This is a genomic window from Pseudoxanthomonas sp. LjRoot125 (assembly GCF_964252705.1).
Classification (GTDB): domain Bacteria; phylum Pseudomonadota; class Gammaproteobacteria; order Xanthomonadales; family Xanthomonadaceae; genus Pseudoxanthomonas_A.
The window spans coordinates 2,490,022-2,508,313 of the sequence record NZ_CAXUOY020000001.1 but is presented as its reverse complement, the minus strand read 5'-3'; the positions used below and the strand labels follow the sequence as shown (position 1 = coordinate 2,508,313).

Below are 18,292 nucleotides of genomic sequence, written 5' to 3'. Positions count from 1 at the left end.
ACACCGTTACCCCTTTCCACCGCACCATCGAACGACCGGAGTCACCCATGTTGGAAGCCTATCGCCACCACGTAGCCGAGCGCGCCGCGCTGGGTATCCCGCCGCTGCCGCTGTCGGCCCAGCAGACGGCCGAGGTCATCGAATTGCTGAAGAACCCGCCGGCCGGTGAAGAGGACTTCCTGGTCGAGCTGATCACGCACCGCGTGCCCGCCGGCGTCGACGATGCCGCCAAGGTGAAGGCGTCCTACCTGGCCGCCGTCGCGTTCGGTACCGAGAAGACCCCGCTGATCACGCCCGCGCGCGCCACCGAGCTGCTGGGCACGATGCTGGGCGGCTACAACATCCACCCGCTGATCGAGCTGCTCGACAACGCCGAGCTGGGCGCGACCGCCGCCGAAGGGCTGAAGCACACGCTGCTGATGTTCGACAGCTTCCACGACGTGCAGGAGAAGGCGGAGCAGGGCAATGCCCACGCGCAGGCCGTGCTGAAGAGCTGGGCCGACGCCGAATGGTTCACCAGCAAGCCGGAAGTGCCGCAGAGCCTCACCGTCACCGTCTTCAAGGTGCCGGGCGAGACCAATACCGACGACCTGTCGCCGGCGCCCGACGCCACCACGCGTCCTGACATCCCGCTGCACGCATTGGCGATGCTGAAGAACAAGCGCCCCGATGCGCCGTTCGTGCCGGAAGAGGACGGCAAGCGCGGCCCGATCCAGGAGATCCTGTCGCTGAAGGACAAGGGCCATCTGGTCGCCTACGTCGGCGACGTGGTCGGTACCGGCTCCTCGCGCAAGTCGGCGACCAACAGCGTGCTGTGGTTCACCGGCGAGGACATCCCGTTCATCCCGAACAAGCGCTTCGGTGGCGTCTGCCTGGGCAGCAAGATCGCCCCCATCTTCTACAACACGATGGAAGACGCCGGCGCGCTGCCGATCGAACTCGACGTGTCGCAGATGAACCACGGCGACGTGGTCGAGCTGCGCCCGTACGACGGCAAGGCACTGAAGAACGGCGACGTGATCGCCGAGTTCCAGGTGAAGTCCGACGTGCTGTTCGACGAAGTGCGTGCGGGTGGCCGAATCCCGCTGATCATCGGTCGCGGCCTGACCGCGAAAGCGCGCGAAGCGCTGAAGCTGCCGGCGACGGACCTGTTCCGCCAGCCGCAGCAGCCGGCCGACAGCGGCAAGGGCTTCTCGCTCGCGCAAAAGATGGTGGGTCGCGCCTGCGGGCTGCCGGAAGGCCAGGGCGTGCGCCCGGGTGCCTACTGCGAACCGAAGATGACCTCGGTGGGTTCGCAGGACACCACCGGCCCGATGACCCGCGACGAGCTGAAGGACCTGGCCTGCCTGGGTTTCTCCGCCGATCTGGTGATGCAGTCCTTCTGCCACACCGCGCCCTATCCGAAGCCGGTCGACGTGAAGACGCACCACACGCTGCCTGAGTTCATTTCCACCCGCGGCGGCATCTCGCTGCGCCCGGGCGACGGCGTGATCCACAGCTGGCTCAACCGCATGCTGATGCCCGACACCGTCGGTACCGGCGGCGACTCGCACACGCGCTTCCCGGTGGGCATTTCGTTCCCGGCCGGCTCCGGCCTGGTCGCGTTCGCCGCAGCCACCGGCGTGATGCCGCTGGACATGCCGGAATCGGTGCTGGTCCGTTTCAAGGGCGAGCTGCAGCCGGGCGTGACGCTGCGCGACCTGGTCAACGCGATCCCGTACTACGCCATCAAGTCGGGGCTGCTGACCGTGGCCAAGGCGGGCAAGAAGAACATCTTCTCCGGCCGCATCCTCGAGATCGAAGGCCTGCCGGACTTGAAGGTGGAGCAGGCGTTCGAACTGTCCGACGCCTCGGCCGAACGTTCCGCCGCCGGCTGCACCGTGCGCCTGAACAAGGAGCCGATCATCGAGTACCTCACCAGCAACATCACGCTGCTGAAGTGGATGATCGCCGAAGGCTACGCCGACGCCCGTTCGCTCAGCCGCCGCATCGCGAAGATGGAAGAGTGGCTGGCCGACCCGCAGTTGCTGGAGCCGGATGCCGATGCCGAGTACGCGGCGATCATCGACATCGATCTCGCCGACGTGCATGAGCCGCTGCTGGCTTGCCCGAACGACCCGGACGATGTGAAGACGCTGTCGGATGTCGCGGGTACCGTGATCGACGAAGTGTTCATCGGTTCGTGCATGACCAACATCGGTCACTTCCGCGCCGCCGCCAAGCTGCTGGAAGGCAAGCGCGACATCCCGACCCGCCTGTGGGTCGCGCCGCCGACCAAGATGGACGCCTCGGAGCTGACCAAGGAAGGCGTCTACGGTACGTTCGGCACCGCGGGAGCGCGCATGGAAATGCCCGGCTGCTCGCTGTGCATGGGCAACCAGGCGCAGGTGCGCGAGGGCGCGACGGTGTTCTCCACCTCGACCCGCAACTTCCCGAATCGCCTGGGCCGCAACTCCAACGTGTTCCTGGGTTCGGCCGAGCTGGCTGCGATCTGCTCGCGCCTGGGCAAGATCCCGACCAAGGCCGAGTACATGGCCGACATCGGCGTGATCAACGAGAAGGGCGCCGAGATCTATCGCTACATGAACTTCGATCAGATCGAGGAGTATCAGGACGTCGCGAAGACCGTGGCGGCCTGATCGCCCGCAGGAAATGAAAAGGCCCGGCATTGCCGGGCCTTTTTTTCGCCTCTTCGATCAGTCGAGCCAGGCGTTGACAGCGTCGAGCATCTGCCGGCGGCCGAGCAGGAAATCCCACATCGAGCCGCCGAGTTGGCGCCAGAGCACGGCCGAACGCACCGCGGCCAGCAGGATGGCGCGGATCTCCGCCACCACGCCCGGCTGGCCGAGGTAGTGCGGGTTGCCCTGGACCATCACGCGCGGTCGCAGATGGCTGATGGTGTCGGCATACAGCCCGCCCAACGCGGACAGGGTGTCCGGATGCGTGCTTCCCTGTTGTTCCGCGCGCGGAGCGATCTCGTTCAACCCGCGCACGACGGCATGCACGGTATCGTCGTCGCTGACGAAGCGGCGCTCCAGCTGCAATACGGACATCGCCAGGCGGGGCAGCGCGTCGTCGCCCGCTTCCTTGGCCAGATAACCGCGAAGCACGCGCAGGCCGGGCGTGATGTCGCCGAGGCGGCCATAGACCGCCATCGGCGATGCTGCGTCGATGCGGAACACGCTTTCCAGCGATGCCTGCACGGCCGAGGACTCGGATTGGCCGGTTTCGGCGATGCGCCGAACCTGGTGGAGGGCCTGTGCCAGCCCGGCGAGGGCCAACACGCGGTCGGAATATCGGTTGCTCAAGCTGCTTGCTCCGCGAGTTTCATTTCAAGAGGGGCATCGGTGCGCGCGATGACCGCGCCGCCCAGGCACTCGTCACCGTCATACAGCACCAAGGACTGCCCCGGCGTGACGGCGCGCTGCGGCGTGGCGAATTCCACCGCCACGGTGCCATCGTCGAGCACATGCACCCGGCAGGGCTCGTCCGGTTGCCGGTAGCGGGTCTGCGCCGTGCAGTCGAAGCGCCCAGCGGGCGGACTGCCGGCGATCCAATGCGCCGATTCGGTCCACAGGCGCGTGGACATCAGGTACGGGCTCTGCGTGTCCTGATCGACATACAGTACGTTGCGGGCGACATCCTTGCCCACGACATACCACGGCGCCTGTGGACGACCCCGCACGCCGCCGATCTGCAGGCCTTCGCGCTGCCCCAGAGTGAAGTAGAAGACGCCCGGGTGCTCGCCGATCACCTCGCCCTGTGGGTCGCGCATCTCGCCGCGTTTCGCAGGGAGGTAGCGGCCCAGGAACTCTCGGAAGTCTCGTTCACCGATGAAGCAGATGCCGGTGGAGTCCTTCTTGTCGTGGGTCTGCAGGCCGGCCTCACGGGCGATCCGGCGCAGATCGGACTTCTGCAGTCCACCGATGGGGAACAGCGTGGCCGACAGTTGCGCCTGGCCGAGCTGGTGCAGGAAATAGCTCTGGTCCTTGCCGCGGTCTACCCCGCGCAGCAGGCGCCAGCGACCGCCCACCTCGTCCACGCGCGCGTAGTGGCCGGTGGCGATTTTCTCGGCGCCCAGGTCACGGGCTGCGTCGAGGAAATGCTTGAACTTCACTTCGCGGTTGCACAGCACGTCCGGATTCGGCGTGCGGCCCGCGGCATATTCGGCCAGAAAGTGTTCGAACACCCCTTGCCAGTACTCCGACGAGAAATCGCGGAAATGGAAGGGGATGCCCAGGCGGCCGCAGACGGCCACCGCATCGCGACGGTCGTCCTCGGCACGGCACTCGCCGGTGCCGTCGTCGGCCCAGTTCTGCATGAAGAGCCCGGCGACGGGTTCTCCCTGCTGGACAAGCTGCAGGGCGGCCACCGATGAATCGACGCCGCCCGAAACCCCGACGATGATGCGTGGCGCGCTCACGGCACGTGCTGGAGCAGGGACAGCGGCGACCGGCGGCCGCCCAGGTAGTCCTGGACCACCTGCCAGACCAACGGGCTGCGATGGCGTTCGGCCCTCTGTTGCAGCTCCTCCGGCGTCAGCCAGTGCGCCTGTACGATGCCGTCGTCCAGCGGACGGTCCGGCAGGTGCCGCACGGGCGTGGCGGCGAAGGCGAAGCGCAGGTAGTGCCGGCCGCCGCTTCCATCGGGATTGGTGGCCTTCCACTGGTAGGCCCCGATGAACGCGGTCAGCTCGACTTCCCAGCCGGTTTCCTCGAGGGTTTCACGGCGAGCGGCTTCCAGCAGGCTCTCGTCCGGCTCAAGGTGGCCGGCAGGCTGGTTGAACACCAGACGGCCCTGGGCGCGCTCCTCGACCATCAGCAATTTTCCGTCACGGACCACCACCGTTGCCACGGTGACGTCGGGTTGCCAGAAGCGGCCTTCGCGGTAGCTCACTTAGAGGTCGTCCTTGTTGCCGGAGAGTTCGATTTCCTTGTTGTCGGCCGTTTCCGCCGCGATGTCCATGGCGGCTTCCAGCGCGGCAGCGTCCACGCTGTCGGGCAGCTTGATCACGAAGACCAGCACGTCGCCCTCGATCTCCCAGCCCCCAAGCTTCTGCGCGCGGCTGGCAGCCAGCAGGGCGAGCGCCTTCTTGCCGTCGATGCCATCGGCCCCTACGCGACCGGCGGGCGAGAAGACTTCACGGATACTCAGTCCGTTGACCTGTTGCGTAGCGCCGGAGACGAAGACGAGCTGGGTCCGGTTCTCCTGCTGATAGGAATACATCACCCGGTAGTCGCCGTCGGCATCGACTTCGAACTTCAGGCCGCGGGCGCTCAGTCGCGCCTCCACCGAGGCATCAGTGGCATGCACCGGCCCCGCGAGGGAGGCAGCGCAGGCGAGGACGGCGGCAGCGGATCGGGCAAACGTCATGGTCTTGGCGGATTCGGGGAAGGGGAGTACGCATTGTGGCTGTGGTCACGCATGGCGTCCACGCGCGGACGCGACGGCGGCGGTGAGCGACGCCAGCGCCTATAATCGCGTCATGGCCCGCAAGAACGAAAACGAACGCGACCACGGCTTGCTGGTGGAGACCAGCCGGCCCGAGGTCGCGCCGCCGCCCCTGTATCAGGTGTTGCTGCTCAACGACGACTACACGCCCATGGACTTCGTGGTGACGGTCCTGCAGCAGTTCTTCGTCATGGACCTGGAAAAGGCCACCCAGGTGATGCTGCACGTGCATACCCGAGGCCGGGGCGTCTGCGGCGTCTACACGCGCGAGGTCGCCGAGTCCAAGGTGGCCCAGGTCAACGAGTTTTCCCGTATGAACCAGCATCCCTTGCTGTGCACGATGGAGAAGTCCTGAGGGACCCGGCAAGGGCAGCCGGACCGGCATGAACGGTGTGGGGGCGCCGCCGCGCAGTACAAGGTAACGATCCCTGAACACTGAAATCCGGTAGGGTGATGGAAAACCGCCCGCCAAGCCGCATATTGTCGGCATCGGCCCCGGAGGCAACCATGTTCAGCAAAGACCTCGAGCAAACCATCGGCCAGTGCTACAAGCGCGCCCGTGAAGCTCGGCACGAATTCATGACCGTCGAGCACCTGCTGCTCGCGCTCCTGGAAAATCCCTCGGCGCAGGCCGTCCTGAAGGCGACCGGCGCGGACGCGGGCCGCCTGCGTGCGGACCTGGAACAGGCGATCGAAGCCTCGGTCTCCCGCCTGGCGGAAGACGATGGCCGCGACACCCAGCCGACGTTGGGCTTCCAGCGCGTGCTGCAGCGCGCCGTCTACCACGTGCAATCCTCGGGCAAGAAGGAGGTCACTGGCGCCAACGTGCTGGTGGCGATCTTCGGCGAGAAGGATTCGCATGCGGTGTACTTCCTCAACCAGCAGGATGTGACCCGGCTGGACATCGTCAACTATCTGTCTCATGGCATCGCCAAGCAGGGCGAGGAAAACGACGCCGCAGGTCACCCGGAAGGCGAGGGCAAGGCAGAGGGAACGGACGGCGAAGGCAAGGGCGACGCCCTTACCGAGTTCGCCAGCAACCTCAACGACCTCGCACGGCAGGGCAAGATCGACCCGCTGGTCGGTCGCGGGGACGAGATCGAGCGCACCATCCAGGTCCTGTGCCGCCGCCGCAAGAACAATCCGCTCTATGTCGGTGAAGCAGGCGTCGGCAAGACCGCGCTGGCGGAGGGTCTGGCCAAGCGCATCGTCGAGGGCGAAGTGCCCGACGTGCTGCTGGATGCGGTCATCTATTCGCTGGATCTCGGCGCGTTGGTGGCGGGCACCAAGTACCGCGGCGACTTCGAGAAGCGCCTGAAGGGCGTACTGGCGTCGATCAAGAAGATCCCGGGCGCCATCCTGTTCGTCGACGAGATCCACACCATCATCGGGGCCGGCTCCGCCAGCGGCGGCACGATGGATGCGTCCAACTTGATCAAGCCGGCGCTGGCATCGGGCGAACTGCGTTGCATCGGCTCGACCACGTTCCAGGAATACCGCGGGATCTTCGAGAAGGACCGTGCGCTCGCACGGCGCTTCCAGAAGATCGACATCGTGGAACCCACGGTCGGCGAGACTTACCAGATCCTGCAGGGACTGAAGCCCAAGTACGAGGCGCACCACGGCGTGACCTACGCCGACGACGCGTTGCAGGCTGCGGTCGACCTGTCGGTCAAGCACATCGGCGATCGCCTGCTGCCCGACAAGGCCATCGACGTCATCGACGAAGCCGGCGCCCGCCAGCGGCTGCTGCCGCTGGAAACGCGCAAGGAGCTGATCGACGTCGAGGAAATCGAAACCATCGTGGCCAAGATGGCGCGCATCCCCGCCAAACAGGTGTCCTCGTCCGACAAGGACGTGCTGCAGCACCTGGAGCGCAACCTGAAGATGGTCATCTTCGGTCAGGATCCCGCCATCGAAACGCTTGCCTCGGCGATCAAGCTCGCGCGTAGCGGCTTGGGCAACCCGGACAAGCCGATCGGCAACTTCCTGTTCGCCGGCCCCACCGGCGTGGGCAAGACCGAGGTGACCAAGCAACTCGCGCTGCAGCTGGGCATCGAACTGGTCCGCTTCGACATGAGCGAGTACATGGAGCCGCATTCGGTCAGCCGACTGATCGGCGCACCTCCTGGTTATGTCGGTTTCGACCAGGGCGGCCTGCTGACGGAAAAGATCGTCAAGACGCCGCATTGCGTGTTGTTGCTGGACGAGGTCGAGAAGGCGCATCCCGACATCTTCAACATCCTGCTGCAGGTCATGGACCGCGGTGTGCTGACGGATACCAACGGCCGCGAGGCGAACTTCAAGAACGTCATCCTGGTGATGACGACCAACGCGGGTGCCGCACAGGCCTCGCGCCGGACGATCGGCTTCACGCAGCAGGACCACTCGACAGATGCGATGGAAGTGATCCGCCGGAGCTTCACGCCGGAGTTCCGCAACCGCCTCGATGCCATCGTCCAGTTCCAGGGCCTGGGCTTCGATCACATCCTGCGCGTGGTGGACAAGTTCATCATCGAGCTGGAAATGCTGCTGCAGGAGAAGCATGTCAGCCTGTCGGCGACGCCGGCGGCACGCGACTGGCTGGCCCAGCACGGGTTCGACCCGCTGATGGGCGCGCGTCCCATGTCGCGACTGATCCAGGACAAGGTGAAGCGGCCGCTCGCGGACGAGCTGCTGTTCGGCAAACTCGTCAACGGCGGGCGCGTCAGCATCGATGTGCGCGATGGCGAGTTGATCGTCGACGCGCAGGCGGAGCCCGAGCGTTTGCTGCCGGCGACGGTCTAACCACGGCTGTCACGGCGAAGAAAAGGCGGCCCAAGGGCCGCCTTTTTTTGTGCGCCTGAACGGCAAACCTCAGCGGGAGCCGAGCTTCTTGCGCTTGGCGAACTCTTCGGCGCTGATGATCTCGACTGCATTCACCGCACAGTTCGCCTGCTTCGTACGAACCTTGGTCCCGGACGGGCACAGACGATTGTCCTGTCCATCGGTGCTGATCTTCAGGCTGGGAGTCATCTGGATGGAATCGCACGCACGCGCGAAGCCGATCCGGTAGTGGGTCTGGCCGTCGCGCAGGAAGATCTGCTGGCCGCTCCCGGCCCGCACGATTTCCTGATTGGACCCCAGGTCCACGCACTCGGTGGCGGATTCGCTGGCAGAGGCAGTGAAGGCGAGGGTAGCCAGGCCCAGCAGGGCGAGGGAAAACAAGGGGCGGACGTTCATGGCGTGGGGTCAGATGGCGGCCCGGATTGGCCGGTGCCCACGTTAGTGCTGGCTCGAGGAGAACGAATCTGCCTGACGGACCAATGACGAGTGACCCAATGAAGGAAGTCACGGGGTCTTACGGCGACCGCCTTCATGACGCTTAAAACGAGCAAGGCGGCCATAGGCCGCCTTTTTAATCAATTGCTTAACGCAATTATTTCATGCGATAGGTGATGCGACCCTTGGTCAGGTCGTAGGGGGTCATTTCGACCTTCACCTTGTCGCCGGTCAGGATGCGGATGTAGTTCTTGCGCATGCGGCCGGAGATGTGGGCGATGATCTCGTGCCCATTCTCCAGCTTGACCCGGAACATGGTGTTGGGCAGCGTCTCGGCGACGGTGCCTTCGAATTCAATGGAATCGTCTTTCGACATGTATGCCTGTGCTGTGCCGCTAGGGATGGCGAGAGCCATGAAGCCGGGCATTGTACGCCTGACACGCGCTGGGTGCAAAAATTCCGTTATGGGCCCGATGCTTGCGCCAATCGGGAGGCTTCACGGGCCCCGAATCCCTCGGTCCAGGCGGTCTCGGGAGAGGACAGGTCCACGAGCTCGGCGATGGCCCCGGTGAACGCGTCGCGCGGCATGAGCGAGGCGCCCAGTGAGGCGAGATGGGGGTTCTCCACCTGCGCATCGATCAGCGGCCAGCCCGACGCGGCCAAGTAGGCCGCCAACGAAGCGAGCGCTACCTTCGATCCGCCGCTGCGGGCGCTGAACATGCTTTCGCCGAAGAACATCCGACCGATCGTCACGCCGTAGATACCGCCAACGAGAGCGTCGTTGTCGAAGACTTCGACCGAATGCGCGTGCCCTTGCCGATGAAGATCGATGTAGGCCTGCCGCATGCCCGAGGTGATCCAGGTGCCTCGTTGGCCGGGACGGGGCGATTGGGCACACGCGGTGATCACCTGCTCGAAGCAGGTATCGGCGCGGACGAGCCAGGTGTTCTGCCTGAGTGCGCGACGGAAGCGTGAAGAAAGCCGGACGCCATCGGTGCGGAACACCATGCGCGGGTCCGGCGACCACCACAGCGGCGGCTGGCCCGCGGAGAACCAGGGGAATATCCCATGGCGGTACGCGTTGAGCAGGCGCGGCAGCGACAGGTCGCCGCCGATCGCCAGCAGTCCGTCGGGATCACGCATGGCCTGCTCGACGGGGGGAAAGGGTGCGTACGGGTCGGGCGAAAGGACGATGGGCCGGGGGTTCATGCCGGGATTGTAGGGATCACCCAATCGGGATTCAGCCCTGATCCTTGAAAGGGGTGTGTGCGTGCAATGTGCGCGCATAGCGGCGCACGGCCGCCGTTTCCTGCGCGCACCAGTCTGCGAGGGCGGCGGCGAAATCGGGTTCGGCGATCCAGTGCCGGGAATGCACGAAGGCCGGCAGGAAGCCGCGCGCGATCTTGTGTTCGCCCTGCGCGCCGGGTTCGAACAGGGCAAGGCCTTGCTGGAGGCAGTACTCGATGCCCTGGTAGTAACAGGTCTCGAAATGCAGTCCGGGCAACGTCGTCAAGGCGCCCCAATAACGGCCGTACAGCGTATCGCCGCCCCGTAGGCACAGCGCACCGGCGATGGTCTCGCCCCCCTGGTCGGCCAGGAACATCACCAGATTGCGCGGCATGGCGCCTGCGAGGTGGCGCAGGAACCCGAGCGTGAGCGCAGGCGAGTTGCCATAGTCGCGGAACGTGCGCAGATAGAAGCCGAACATGGCCTGCAGGTCGGCCTCGCTGGCCTCGTCGCCGTGCAGCACGCGGAAGTTGACGCCCGCACTCGCGACTTTCGCCCGTTCCTGACGGATGTTCTTGCGGTGCTTGTGGTCGAAATCGGCGAGGAATCCATCGAAGGTCCGCCAGTGGCCCGGGTTGCGCCAGTGATACTGGACGTCGGTACGCGCCAACCAAGCATCGGAGTAGGCGGCATCCTCGGATGCAGGGTGGAAGTTGATGTGCGCCGACGAAAGCCCGAGGCGACGCGCTTCCTCTTCGATTGCCTGCAGCAGTGCTGCGCGATCGCGGGGATCCGTCGCCAGCAGGCGTGGCCCGGTGACCGGGGAATAGGGCACGGCACCCAGCCATTTCGGGTAGTAGTCCATCCCATGCTGTGCATACGCGTGCGCCCAGGCATGGTCGAAGACGAATTCGCCGTGTGAATTGTCCTTGAGATATCCCGGCGACGCCGCGATCAGGCGATCGCCCTCCCACAGCGATGCGTGGTGGGGACGCCATCCCCAATCCGCGCGCAGGCAGCCTTCGACCTCCAGGCCGTGCAGGAAGGCATGCGATACGAACGGATTGCGGCCGTCGTGCAGCGCGTCCCAGGCAGGGGCGGGCACATCGACAAGCGAGGCAAGGAAACGGACGGCCGGCATCGACACGATGCTACGGTCGCAGGTCCAGCACGTCGATGGTCGGCGGGTTGAACAAGCGCATCGGCAAGCCGATCTCGCCGGTTCCGACCGTCGTGAATACCCGAACATCGCCGTGGGGCGTCTTCAGCGTCTGCAATCCACGATCGAAGCCGTACTGGCTGGGAATGACATGGCGGTACAGCCACGGAATGCGGATCTGACCGCCGTGGGTATGCCCCGCAAGAACCAGCGCAGCGTCGGCGGGTCCCAACTGGATGGCGCTATCCGGGTTGTGGGTCAGCACGACGACGGGGCGCCGCGCGCTTGCCGCGAGGAAGCCTGCATCGTCCTTCTGCGCCCAGCGGTCGCCAAGCCCGGCAAGCCGGAGATCGCCCACGTCGGCGAAGCTGCCTTCGATGACCTGCACGCGATGAGCGGCGAGCGCGTGACGCAACGCCTGATCGATATCCGGGCCGGGGGCTTGCTGGTCGTGGTTACCCAGGACCGCATAGGCCGGCACTCTCAGGCGTGCCAACGGCGCGAACATGCGCTCCAGCGATGCATCGTCGGGCTCATAGGTGAAATCGCCGGCGATCACCACCGCATCGATGGGCTGGGCATTGATGCGGTCCACCAGCCGCTCGAGGAACCCTGGTCCCTTGTAGACGCCGAGGTGGATGTCGCTGACCAGCGCGATCCGCGCCGCCGCGCCGGTGCCGGCGATCGTGGTGTGCTGCACCCGGATCATCTGCGGTTCGATGAAGCGGGCCCAGACGAACACCAGGGCGCCCGCCAGCAAAAGCGCCGTCCACGCGCGGGAGGTGCGCCGACGCAGACGCCACAGCAGCCAGACAATGGCCGGCCAGGCCAGCCAGCTGCCGTAGAACAGGCACTGCTTGATCAGCAGCTTGTCCACGCGCCACGCGCGCCCGGGTGGGTCAGGCGTCCTTGTCCAGGAAGCGTTCCGCGTCCAGCGCCGCCATGCAGCCGAAGCCAGCCGAAGTGATGGCCTGACGGTAGTGCTGGTCGGTCACGTCGCCGGCGGCGAATACGCCGGGGATGGTGGTCGCAGTCGCGTTGCCTTCGATGCCGGAGCGGATCTTCAGGTAGCCATTGCTCATGTCGAGCTGGCCTTCGAAGAGGCTGGTATTGGGCGTGTGGCCGATCGCGACGAAGAACCCGTGGATGTCGATTTCGCGCGTGCTGTCGTCCAGCATCGACTTCACCCGCAGACCCGTCACACCGGCTTCGTTGCCCAGCACCTCGTCGACGGTGTGGTGCCATACCGGCTCGATCTTGCCCGCCTGGATCTTGGCGAACAGCTTGTCCTGCATGATCTTCTCGGCGCGCAGCGTGTCCCGGCGGTGCACCAGGTAGACCTTGCGCGCGATGTTGGCCAGGTACAGCGCCTCTTCCACGGCGGTATTGCCGCCGCCGATCACCGCCACGTCCTGGTCGCGGTAGAAGAAGCCGTCGCAGGTCGCGCAGGCGGACACGCCGCGGCCCTTGAACGCCTCTTCCGATTCCAGACCCAGGTACTTGGCGGTCGCGCCGGTCGCGATGATCAGGGCGTCGGCGGTGTATTCGCCGCTGTCGCCGATGAGCTTGAACGGGCGCTTGGACAGGTCGGCGGTATGGATGTGGTCGAAGATCACTTCGGTCTCGAACCGTTCGGCATGCGCCTGCATGCGCGTCATCAGGTCCGGCCCCATCAGGCCATGGGCATCGCCGGGCCAGTTGTCCACTTCCGTCGTCGTCATCAGCTGGCCTCCCTGCTGCAGCCCGGTGATCACCACGGGCTTGAGGTTGGCACGGGCCGCGTAGACGGCAGCGGTCCAACCGGCAGGGCCGGAGCCCAGGATCAACAGGCGGCAGTGCTTGGAAGTGCTCATGTATACTCGCGAAAGGTGGTAAACGGGCAGGCAACGACGCGCTCGCGCATCGTTCGCAGGCACATAGAGTGGCGTTGCGTATCCGGCGAATCAAGGCGCGCAGATGGAAAGCGGTGATGCAGGCCGGACCACGAAGGAAGGGATCGAAGACGCTGCGCGACCGCGCGGCGTTTTTGCTATCCGGTCTCTGGCCGGGGTCCGTGGCGCCAGAGAAGACCGGCTGTTGCGCCGCACACGATTCGTTTACTATCAATCACTAACAGAAATTTCCTAAGGTCTGGTCCAAAGGTGGCGAAGCAGCTCCCGGACAACGGCAAATCAAAGGCGGCGCCCGCCGCTACGCGCAAGCAGGCGACGCCGCCCAACCCGCGTCGGCAGCGCCTGTGGCGCGACCTCGCGCTGATCGCCATCGCGCCGTTGCTGCTGTATCTGCTGGCCAGCCTCTTCACCTTTTCGCCGCAGGACCCCAGCTGGTCGCAGTCCGGCAGCCTCACGGCGCCCGTGCATAACATGGGCGGCCTGGCGGGCGCCTATCTGGCCGACATGCTGCTGTGGCTGTTCGGCTATGTGGCCTTCCTGCTGCCGTTGATCCTGGGCGCAATCGCCTGGATCGCCCTGTTCGGGATGGACACCGACGGCGATGGGAACGCCGATCTCGGGCCCGCGCTGCGGCTGATCGGCATGGTGGCCTTCCTCATCTCCGCCACCGGCCTGCTGCACCTCCGGGGCGTGCCAGCCGAACATTTCTCAGCGGGCGCGGGCGGCATCCTCGGCACGCTGGTGGGCAAGTCGCTGCTGAAGCTGTTCGGCGGCCTGGGCGGCAACCTGTTCCTGCTGGTGCTGTTCCTGACCTCGGTGACGCTGGCGACCGGCCTGTCCTGGTTCGCGGTGATGGAGCGCATCGGCAAGTACGTGCTGATGCTGCCCGACCTGTTCCGCCGCGGCAGCCAGCAGGCCAACGAATGGCAGCAGACCCGCGCGATGCGTGAGGAGCGCGAGGTCGTCCGCAAGACGGACGCGGTGGCGCGCGCCAAACGCGAGCCGGTGAAGATCGAGCCGCCCGCGCCTGCGGTGGTCGAGAAGAGCGAACGCGCAAAGCGTGAACAGCAGATCCCGTTGTTCCACGGCACCGGCGGGGACGAGTCCGGTCTGCCGCCGCTGTCGCTGCTCGATGACCCAAAGCCGCAGACCAAGGGGTATTCCGAAGAGACGCTGGAAACCCTGTCGCGCCAGATCGAATTCAAGCTCAAGGACTTCCGCATCGATGTGCAGGTGGTCGGCGCCTATCCGGGGCCGGTGATCACGCGCTTCGAGATGGAGCCCGCACCCGGCGTGAAGGTCAGCCAGATCAGTTCGCTGGACAAGGACATCGCCCGCGGCCTGTCGGTGAAGTCGGTGCGCGTGGTGGACGTGATCCCGGGCAAGTCGGTGATCGGCCTGGAGATCCCCAACACCAGCCGCGAGATGATCTTCCTGTCCGAACTGTTGCGCTCGAAGGAGTACGACAAGTCCGGCAGCGTGCTGACGCTGGCGCTTGGCAAGGACATCGCCGGCCGGCCGACCGTGGCCGACCTGGCGCGCATGCCGCACCTGCTGGTCGCCGGCACGACCGGTTCCGGCAAGTCGGTGGCGGTCAACGCGATGGTGCTGAGCCTGCTGTACAAGGCATCGCCGAAAGACCTGCGCATGCTGATGATCGACCCGAAGATGCTGGAACTGTCCGTCTATCAGGGCATTCCCCATCTGTTGGCGCCGGTGGTCACCGACATGAAGGAGGCTGCCAACGGTCTGCGCTGGTGCGTTGCGGAGATGGAACGCCGCTACAAGCTGATGAGCGCGGTGGGCGTGCGCAACCTGGCCGGCTTCAACAAGAAGGTCAAGGACGCGATGGATGCGGGCCAGCCGTTGATGGACCCGTTGTTCAAGCCGAATCCCGACTTGGCCGAGGCGCCGCGTCCGCTCGAGCCGATGCCCTTCATCGTCATCTTCATCGACGAATTCGCCGACATGATGATGATCGTCGGCAAGAAGGTCGAAGAACTGATTGCGCGCCTGGCGCAGAAGGCGCGCGCCGCCGGCATCCATCTGATCCTGGCCACCCAGCGCCCGTCGGTGGACGTCATCACCGGCCTGATCAAGGCCAATATTCCTACCCGCATCGCGTTCCAGGTCAGCTCGAAGATCGACTCGCGCACGATCCTGGACCAGTCAGGTGCCGAGACGCTGCTGGGCCACGGCGACATGCTGTACCTGCCGCCCGGCACCGCGATGCCCGAGCGTATCCACGGCGCCTTCGTCAGCGACGAGGAAGTGCATCGCGTCGTCGAGCACCTCAAGGCCAGCGGCAGCGCCGACTACATCGAAGGCGTGCTGGAAGAAATCCAGACCATGGGCGATGGCATCGTCGTCGGTCCCACCGGCCTGCCGGAATCCGGCGGCGGGGGTGGCGACGAGTCCGACCCGCTGTACGACGAAGCGGTCAAGATCGTCACGGAAAGCAGGCGCGCCTCGATCTCCGGCGTGCAGCGCCGCCTGAAGATCGGCTACAACCGTGCCGCGCGCCTGATCGAGGCCATGGAAGCGGCGGGTGTCGTGACGCCGCCCGAGCACAACGGCGACCGCCAGGTGCTGGCGCCGCCACCGCCGCGCTGAGTCGTCGCCTGAACAAATTCGTAGGCATCCCGCTCAGGTCTGCAGCCTGTTCAGTTTCGCCACGGCACACTCTTCACAACGTCCCCCATCCCGGAACGCCCATGCTCCGTACTGCACGCTACGCCCTCCTCGCCACCGCTCTGTTCGCGACCACGGCGCTTGCCGGTGCGCGCGATGAACTGAAGACCTTCACCACCGGCCTGAAGGGACTGGATGGCCAGTTCACCCAGAAGGTCTATGACGGCGGCGGCAAGCTCAAGGAAAGCTCCAGCGGCCGCGTGGCTTTGTCCGCGCCGCGCCTGTTCCGTTGGGAGTACAACAAGCCGTACGAGCAATTGATCGTCGCCGACGGCAAGAAGGTGTGGGTCTACGACCCCGACCTGCAGCAAGCGACCGTGCGCGAGCAGGGCGTCGAGGAAGAAAACAGCCCGCTTGCGGCCTTGATCGACCCCGGCAAACTCGACCAGCAGTTCAAGGTCGCCGAGGCAGCCGGGCAGGGTGGCATGCAGTGGCTGACCCTCACGCCGAAGCAGGAAGGCGATGCCAGCTTCCAGACCGCACGATTGGCGTTTACCAACGGCACGCTAGTCAAGATGGAAGTGAAGGATGCCGTCGGCCAGCGCACCGAGATCAGTTTTACCGGCTGGAAGCGCAACCCGACCTTTTCTGCGGGCACGTTCAAGTACGCGCCGGCAAAGGGCGTGGACGTGGTGGGCGGCCCGTAACCGGCATCCATGGCAGGGACGCTAGAATGGGCGCGTGCCCAGAGCGTCCCGTCCCTCCACTGATTCGCCCGACCTGTTGAGCGTCGACACCAGCGCGCTTCGGCCGCTGGCCGAGCGCATGCGTCCACGCACGCTGGACGAGATGGTCGGCCAGCGACGCCTGCTTGCGCCAGGGAGCGCGTTACGACGTGCGGTCGAATCAGGCCACGTGCATTCGATGATCCTGTGGGGGCCGCCGGGCTGCGGCAAGACGACGCTGTCGCTGCTGCTGGCGCGCTATGCGGATGCCGAATTCAAGGCGATCTCCGCCGTGCTCTCGGGCCTGCCCGAGGTGAGGCAGGTACTGGCGGAAGCTGCACAACGTTTTGCTAGCGGGCGACGAACGGTGCTGTTCGTGGACGAAGTGCACCGCTTCAACAAGGCGCAGCAGGATGCGTTCCTGCCGCACATCGAGCGTGGCACGATCATCTTCGTCGGCGCGACCACGGAGAACCCCTCGTTCGAACTGAATTCGGCACTCCTGTCGCGCTGCCGCGTGCACGTGATGGAGGCCGTCTCGCCCGACGACATCCGGCAAGCGCTGCAAGCCGCGCTGGAAGACGCCGAACACGGGCTCGGCGGGTCGGGGCTGCAGGTCGACGATGCCGCGCTGCTCGAGATCGCGACCGCCGCCGACGGCGATGTGCGGCGCGCGCTCACCCTGCTGGAGATCGCCGCGGAGCTGGCCGCCGATGAAGGCGGACGCATCACGCCGCAGACCCTGGTGCAGGTGCTCGCCGACCGGACGCGCCGCTTCGACAAGGGCGGCGAACAGTTCTACGACCAGATCTCCGCGCTCCACAAGTCGGTGCGCAGTTCCAACCCCGATGGCGCGGTCTATTGGCTCGCGCGCATGCTCGACGGCGGCTGCGACCCGGCCTATCTGGCGCGCAGGATGACGCGGATGGCGGTCGAGGATATCGGCCTGGCCGATCCTCGCGCGTTGCAGATGGCGATCGACGCATGGGACACCTATGAGCGGCTGGGCAGTCCCGAAGGCGATCTGGCCCTGGCCCAACTGGTGATCTACCTGGCCAGCACCGCCAAGTCGAATGCGGGCTACATGGCCTTCAACGCCGCCAAGTCCGATGTGCGGGAACACGGCACCCAGGACGTGCCAATGCACCTGCGCAATGCGCCGACCAAGTTGATGAAGTCGCTCGGTTACGGCACCGGCTACCAGTACGACCACGATGCCGAAGGCGGCATCGCGCTGGACCAGACCGCGTTCCCGGACGCGATGGGCGAGCGCGTGTACTACCGGCCGGTCGAGCGCGGGCTGGAAATCAAGCTGAAGGAAAAACTCGACCGACTGCGCGAAGCCCGGCGACAGGCGCGTCTCGAAGACTGAGCCGAGAAGGAGCACTGCATGCCGGTGAACGCAATGCTGTGGTGGCAGCAACTGTTGCTGGTGATGGCCGGTGGCGCACTCGGCGCGGCAGGGCGTTTCGCGCTCGGTGGCTTGCTGATGCGGCGGCTGGGCGACGGATTTCCCTGGGCAACGTTCGCGGTCAACATGATCGGCTCCTTCGCCGCGGGATTCCTCCTGATCTGGCTGCAAGCGCGCGGTGCCTCCGCGGTCTACTGGCGCGCCTTCCTCGTGGTCGGCGTGCTCGGTGCGCTGACCACGTACTCGGCCCTGATGGTGGAATGTCTGGTCTACCTGCGCGCCGGCCGCCCGCCGATGATGCTGGCTTATCTCGCCTTGACGCTCATCGCCGGCCTGGTGCTGGTCTGGGCGGGGGCACGACTCGCCGGGACGCTCTCCTTGTCCCCCTGAAGCAACGGAGCCCGCCAACGTGGGGACGTGCCGCGCCCGGACACATCACCGTCTTATGTTTCAACCACCTGCAGTGGGCGGACGAGCGGCAGACAGCAGAACGAAAATTTAACGCTTGCGCCGAAAATGGCTAACGAATGCTATG

The 18,292-nt window shown here is 65.7% G+C and carries 17 protein-coding genes; 7 read left to right on the top strand and 10 right to left on the bottom strand.

The window, feature by feature from the left end:
* The first annotated feature begins 47 nt into the window (after positions 1 to 47).
* Positions 48 to 2,639 (top strand): bifunctional aconitate hydratase 2/2-methylisocitrate dehydratase, encoded by a 2,592-nt coding sequence (acnB, locus tag ACSION_RS11540; protein ID WP_435305985.1) that lies wholly within the window; start codon positions 48 to 50, stop codon positions 2,637 to 2,639.
* A gap of 57 nt (positions 2,640 to 2,696) precedes the next feature.
* On the opposite strand, the gene hflD is transcribed toward acnB, so the two are convergent.
* Genes hflD through ACSION_RS11520 form a run of 4 tightly spaced genes read right to left on the bottom strand, consistent with a single transcriptional unit; the run spans position 2,697 to position 5,373 of the window.
* The gene (gene hflD / locus ACSION_RS11535; RefSeq protein ID WP_435305984.1) at positions 2,697 to 3,308 is read right to left on the bottom strand and encodes a high frequency lysogenization protein HflD; all 612 of its coding nucleotides are present in this window, start codon (positions 3,306 to 3,308) and stop codon (positions 2,697 to 2,699) included.
* Entirely contained in the window at positions 3,305 to 4,423 is a 1,119-nt protein-coding gene (gene mnmA / locus ACSION_RS11530; RefSeq protein ID WP_435305983.1) for a tRNA 2-thiouridine(34) synthase MnmA, read from the bottom strand. Before mnmA ends, hflD begins: the two co-directional genes overlap by 4 nt.
* On the bottom strand, positions 4,420 to 4,896 hold the full coding sequence (locus ACSION_RS11525; protein ID WP_435305982.1) for an NUDIX hydrolase: 477 nt from the start codon (positions 4,894 to 4,896) through the stop codon (positions 4,420 to 4,422). Before ACSION_RS11525 ends, mnmA begins: the two co-directional genes overlap by 4 nt.
* Positions 4,897 to 5,373, bottom strand: coding sequence for a hypothetical protein (locus tag ACSION_RS11520; RefSeq protein WP_435305981.1), 477 nt, complete (start codon positions 5,371 to 5,373; stop codon positions 4,897 to 4,899).
* A gap of 112 nt (positions 5,374 to 5,485) precedes the next feature.
* Between ACSION_RS11520 and clpS the strand changes: the two genes are divergently transcribed.
* Positions 5,486 to 5,806, top strand: coding sequence for an ATP-dependent Clp protease adapter ClpS (clpS, locus tag ACSION_RS11515; RefSeq protein WP_056880281.1), 321 nt, complete (start codon positions 5,486 to 5,488; stop codon positions 5,804 to 5,806).
* A gap of 152 nt (positions 5,807 to 5,958) precedes the next feature.
* Positions 5,959 to 8,238 carry an ATP-dependent Clp protease ATP-binding subunit ClpA gene (gene clpA / locus ACSION_RS11510; protein WP_435305980.1) on the top strand — a complete coding sequence of 760 codons (2,280 nt, stop codon included), beginning with the start codon at positions 5,959 to 5,961 and terminating at the stop codon, positions 8,236 to 8,238.
* A gap of 69 nt (positions 8,239 to 8,307) precedes the next feature.
* Here clpA and ACSION_RS11505 read toward each other — a convergent pair whose 3' ends face one another.
* The 6 genes from ACSION_RS11505 to trxB form a co-directional block, all read right to left on the bottom strand.
* Positions 8,308 to 8,673, bottom strand: coding sequence for a hypothetical protein (locus ACSION_RS11505; RefSeq protein WP_435305979.1), 366 nt, complete (start codon positions 8,671 to 8,673; stop codon positions 8,308 to 8,310).
* Between the two features lie 196 nt (positions 8,674 to 8,869).
* On the bottom strand, positions 8,870 to 9,088 hold the full coding sequence (infA, locus tag ACSION_RS11500) for a translation initiation factor IF-1 (RefSeq protein ID WP_055943174.1): 219 nt from the start codon (positions 9,086 to 9,088) through the stop codon (positions 8,870 to 8,872).
* 86 nt (positions 9,089 to 9,174) lie between these two features.
* On the bottom strand, positions 9,175 to 9,921 hold the full coding sequence (gene aat, locus ACSION_RS11495) for a leucyl/phenylalanyl-tRNA--protein transferase (RefSeq protein WP_435305978.1): 747 nt from the start codon (positions 9,919 to 9,921) through the stop codon (positions 9,175 to 9,177).
* Between the two features lie 31 nt (positions 9,922 to 9,952).
* Positions 9,953 to 11,080, bottom strand: coding sequence for a GNAT family N-acetyltransferase (locus ACSION_RS11490; protein WP_435305977.1), 1,128 nt, complete (start codon positions 11,078 to 11,080; stop codon positions 9,953 to 9,955).
* A 10-nt stretch (positions 11,081 to 11,090) separates the two neighbouring features.
* Positions 11,091 to 11,975 (bottom strand): metallophosphoesterase, encoded by an 885-nt coding sequence (locus ACSION_RS11485; RefSeq protein ID WP_435305976.1) that lies wholly within the window; start codon positions 11,973 to 11,975, stop codon positions 11,091 to 11,093.
* Positions 11,976 to 11,997: 22 nt separating this feature from the next.
* On the bottom strand, positions 11,998 to 12,951 hold the full coding sequence (trxB, locus tag ACSION_RS11480) for a thioredoxin-disulfide reductase (protein WP_435305975.1): 954 nt from the start codon (positions 12,949 to 12,951) through the stop codon (positions 11,998 to 12,000).
* A 288-nt stretch (positions 12,952 to 13,239) separates the two neighbouring features.
* On the opposite strand from trxB, the gene ACSION_RS11475 reads away from it, so the two are divergent.
* The 4 genes from ACSION_RS11475 to crcB all read left to right on the top strand — a co-directional run bounded on the left by ACSION_RS11475 (position 13,240) and on the right by crcB (position 18,147).
* A complete protein-coding gene (locus tag ACSION_RS11475; protein ID WP_435305974.1) occupies positions 13,240 to 15,603 on the top strand; it encodes a DNA translocase FtsK in 2,364 nt (787 codons plus the stop codon).
* Between the two features lie 101 nt (positions 15,604 to 15,704).
* Positions 15,705 to 16,328, top strand: coding sequence for an outer membrane lipoprotein chaperone LolA (gene lolA / locus ACSION_RS11470; protein ID WP_435305973.1), 624 nt, complete (start codon positions 15,705 to 15,707; stop codon positions 16,326 to 16,328).
* 34 nt (positions 16,329 to 16,362) lie between these two features.
* A complete protein-coding gene (locus ACSION_RS11465; RefSeq protein ID WP_435305972.1) occupies positions 16,363 to 17,718 on the top strand; it encodes a replication-associated recombination protein A in 1,356 nt (451 codons plus the stop codon).
* A gap of 18 nt (positions 17,719 to 17,736) precedes the next feature.
* On the top strand, positions 17,737 to 18,147 hold the full coding sequence (gene crcB / locus ACSION_RS11460) for a fluoride efflux transporter CrcB (RefSeq protein WP_435305971.1): 411 nt from the start codon (positions 17,737 to 17,739) through the stop codon (positions 18,145 to 18,147).
* Positions 18,148 to 18,292: the final 145 nt, after the last annotated feature.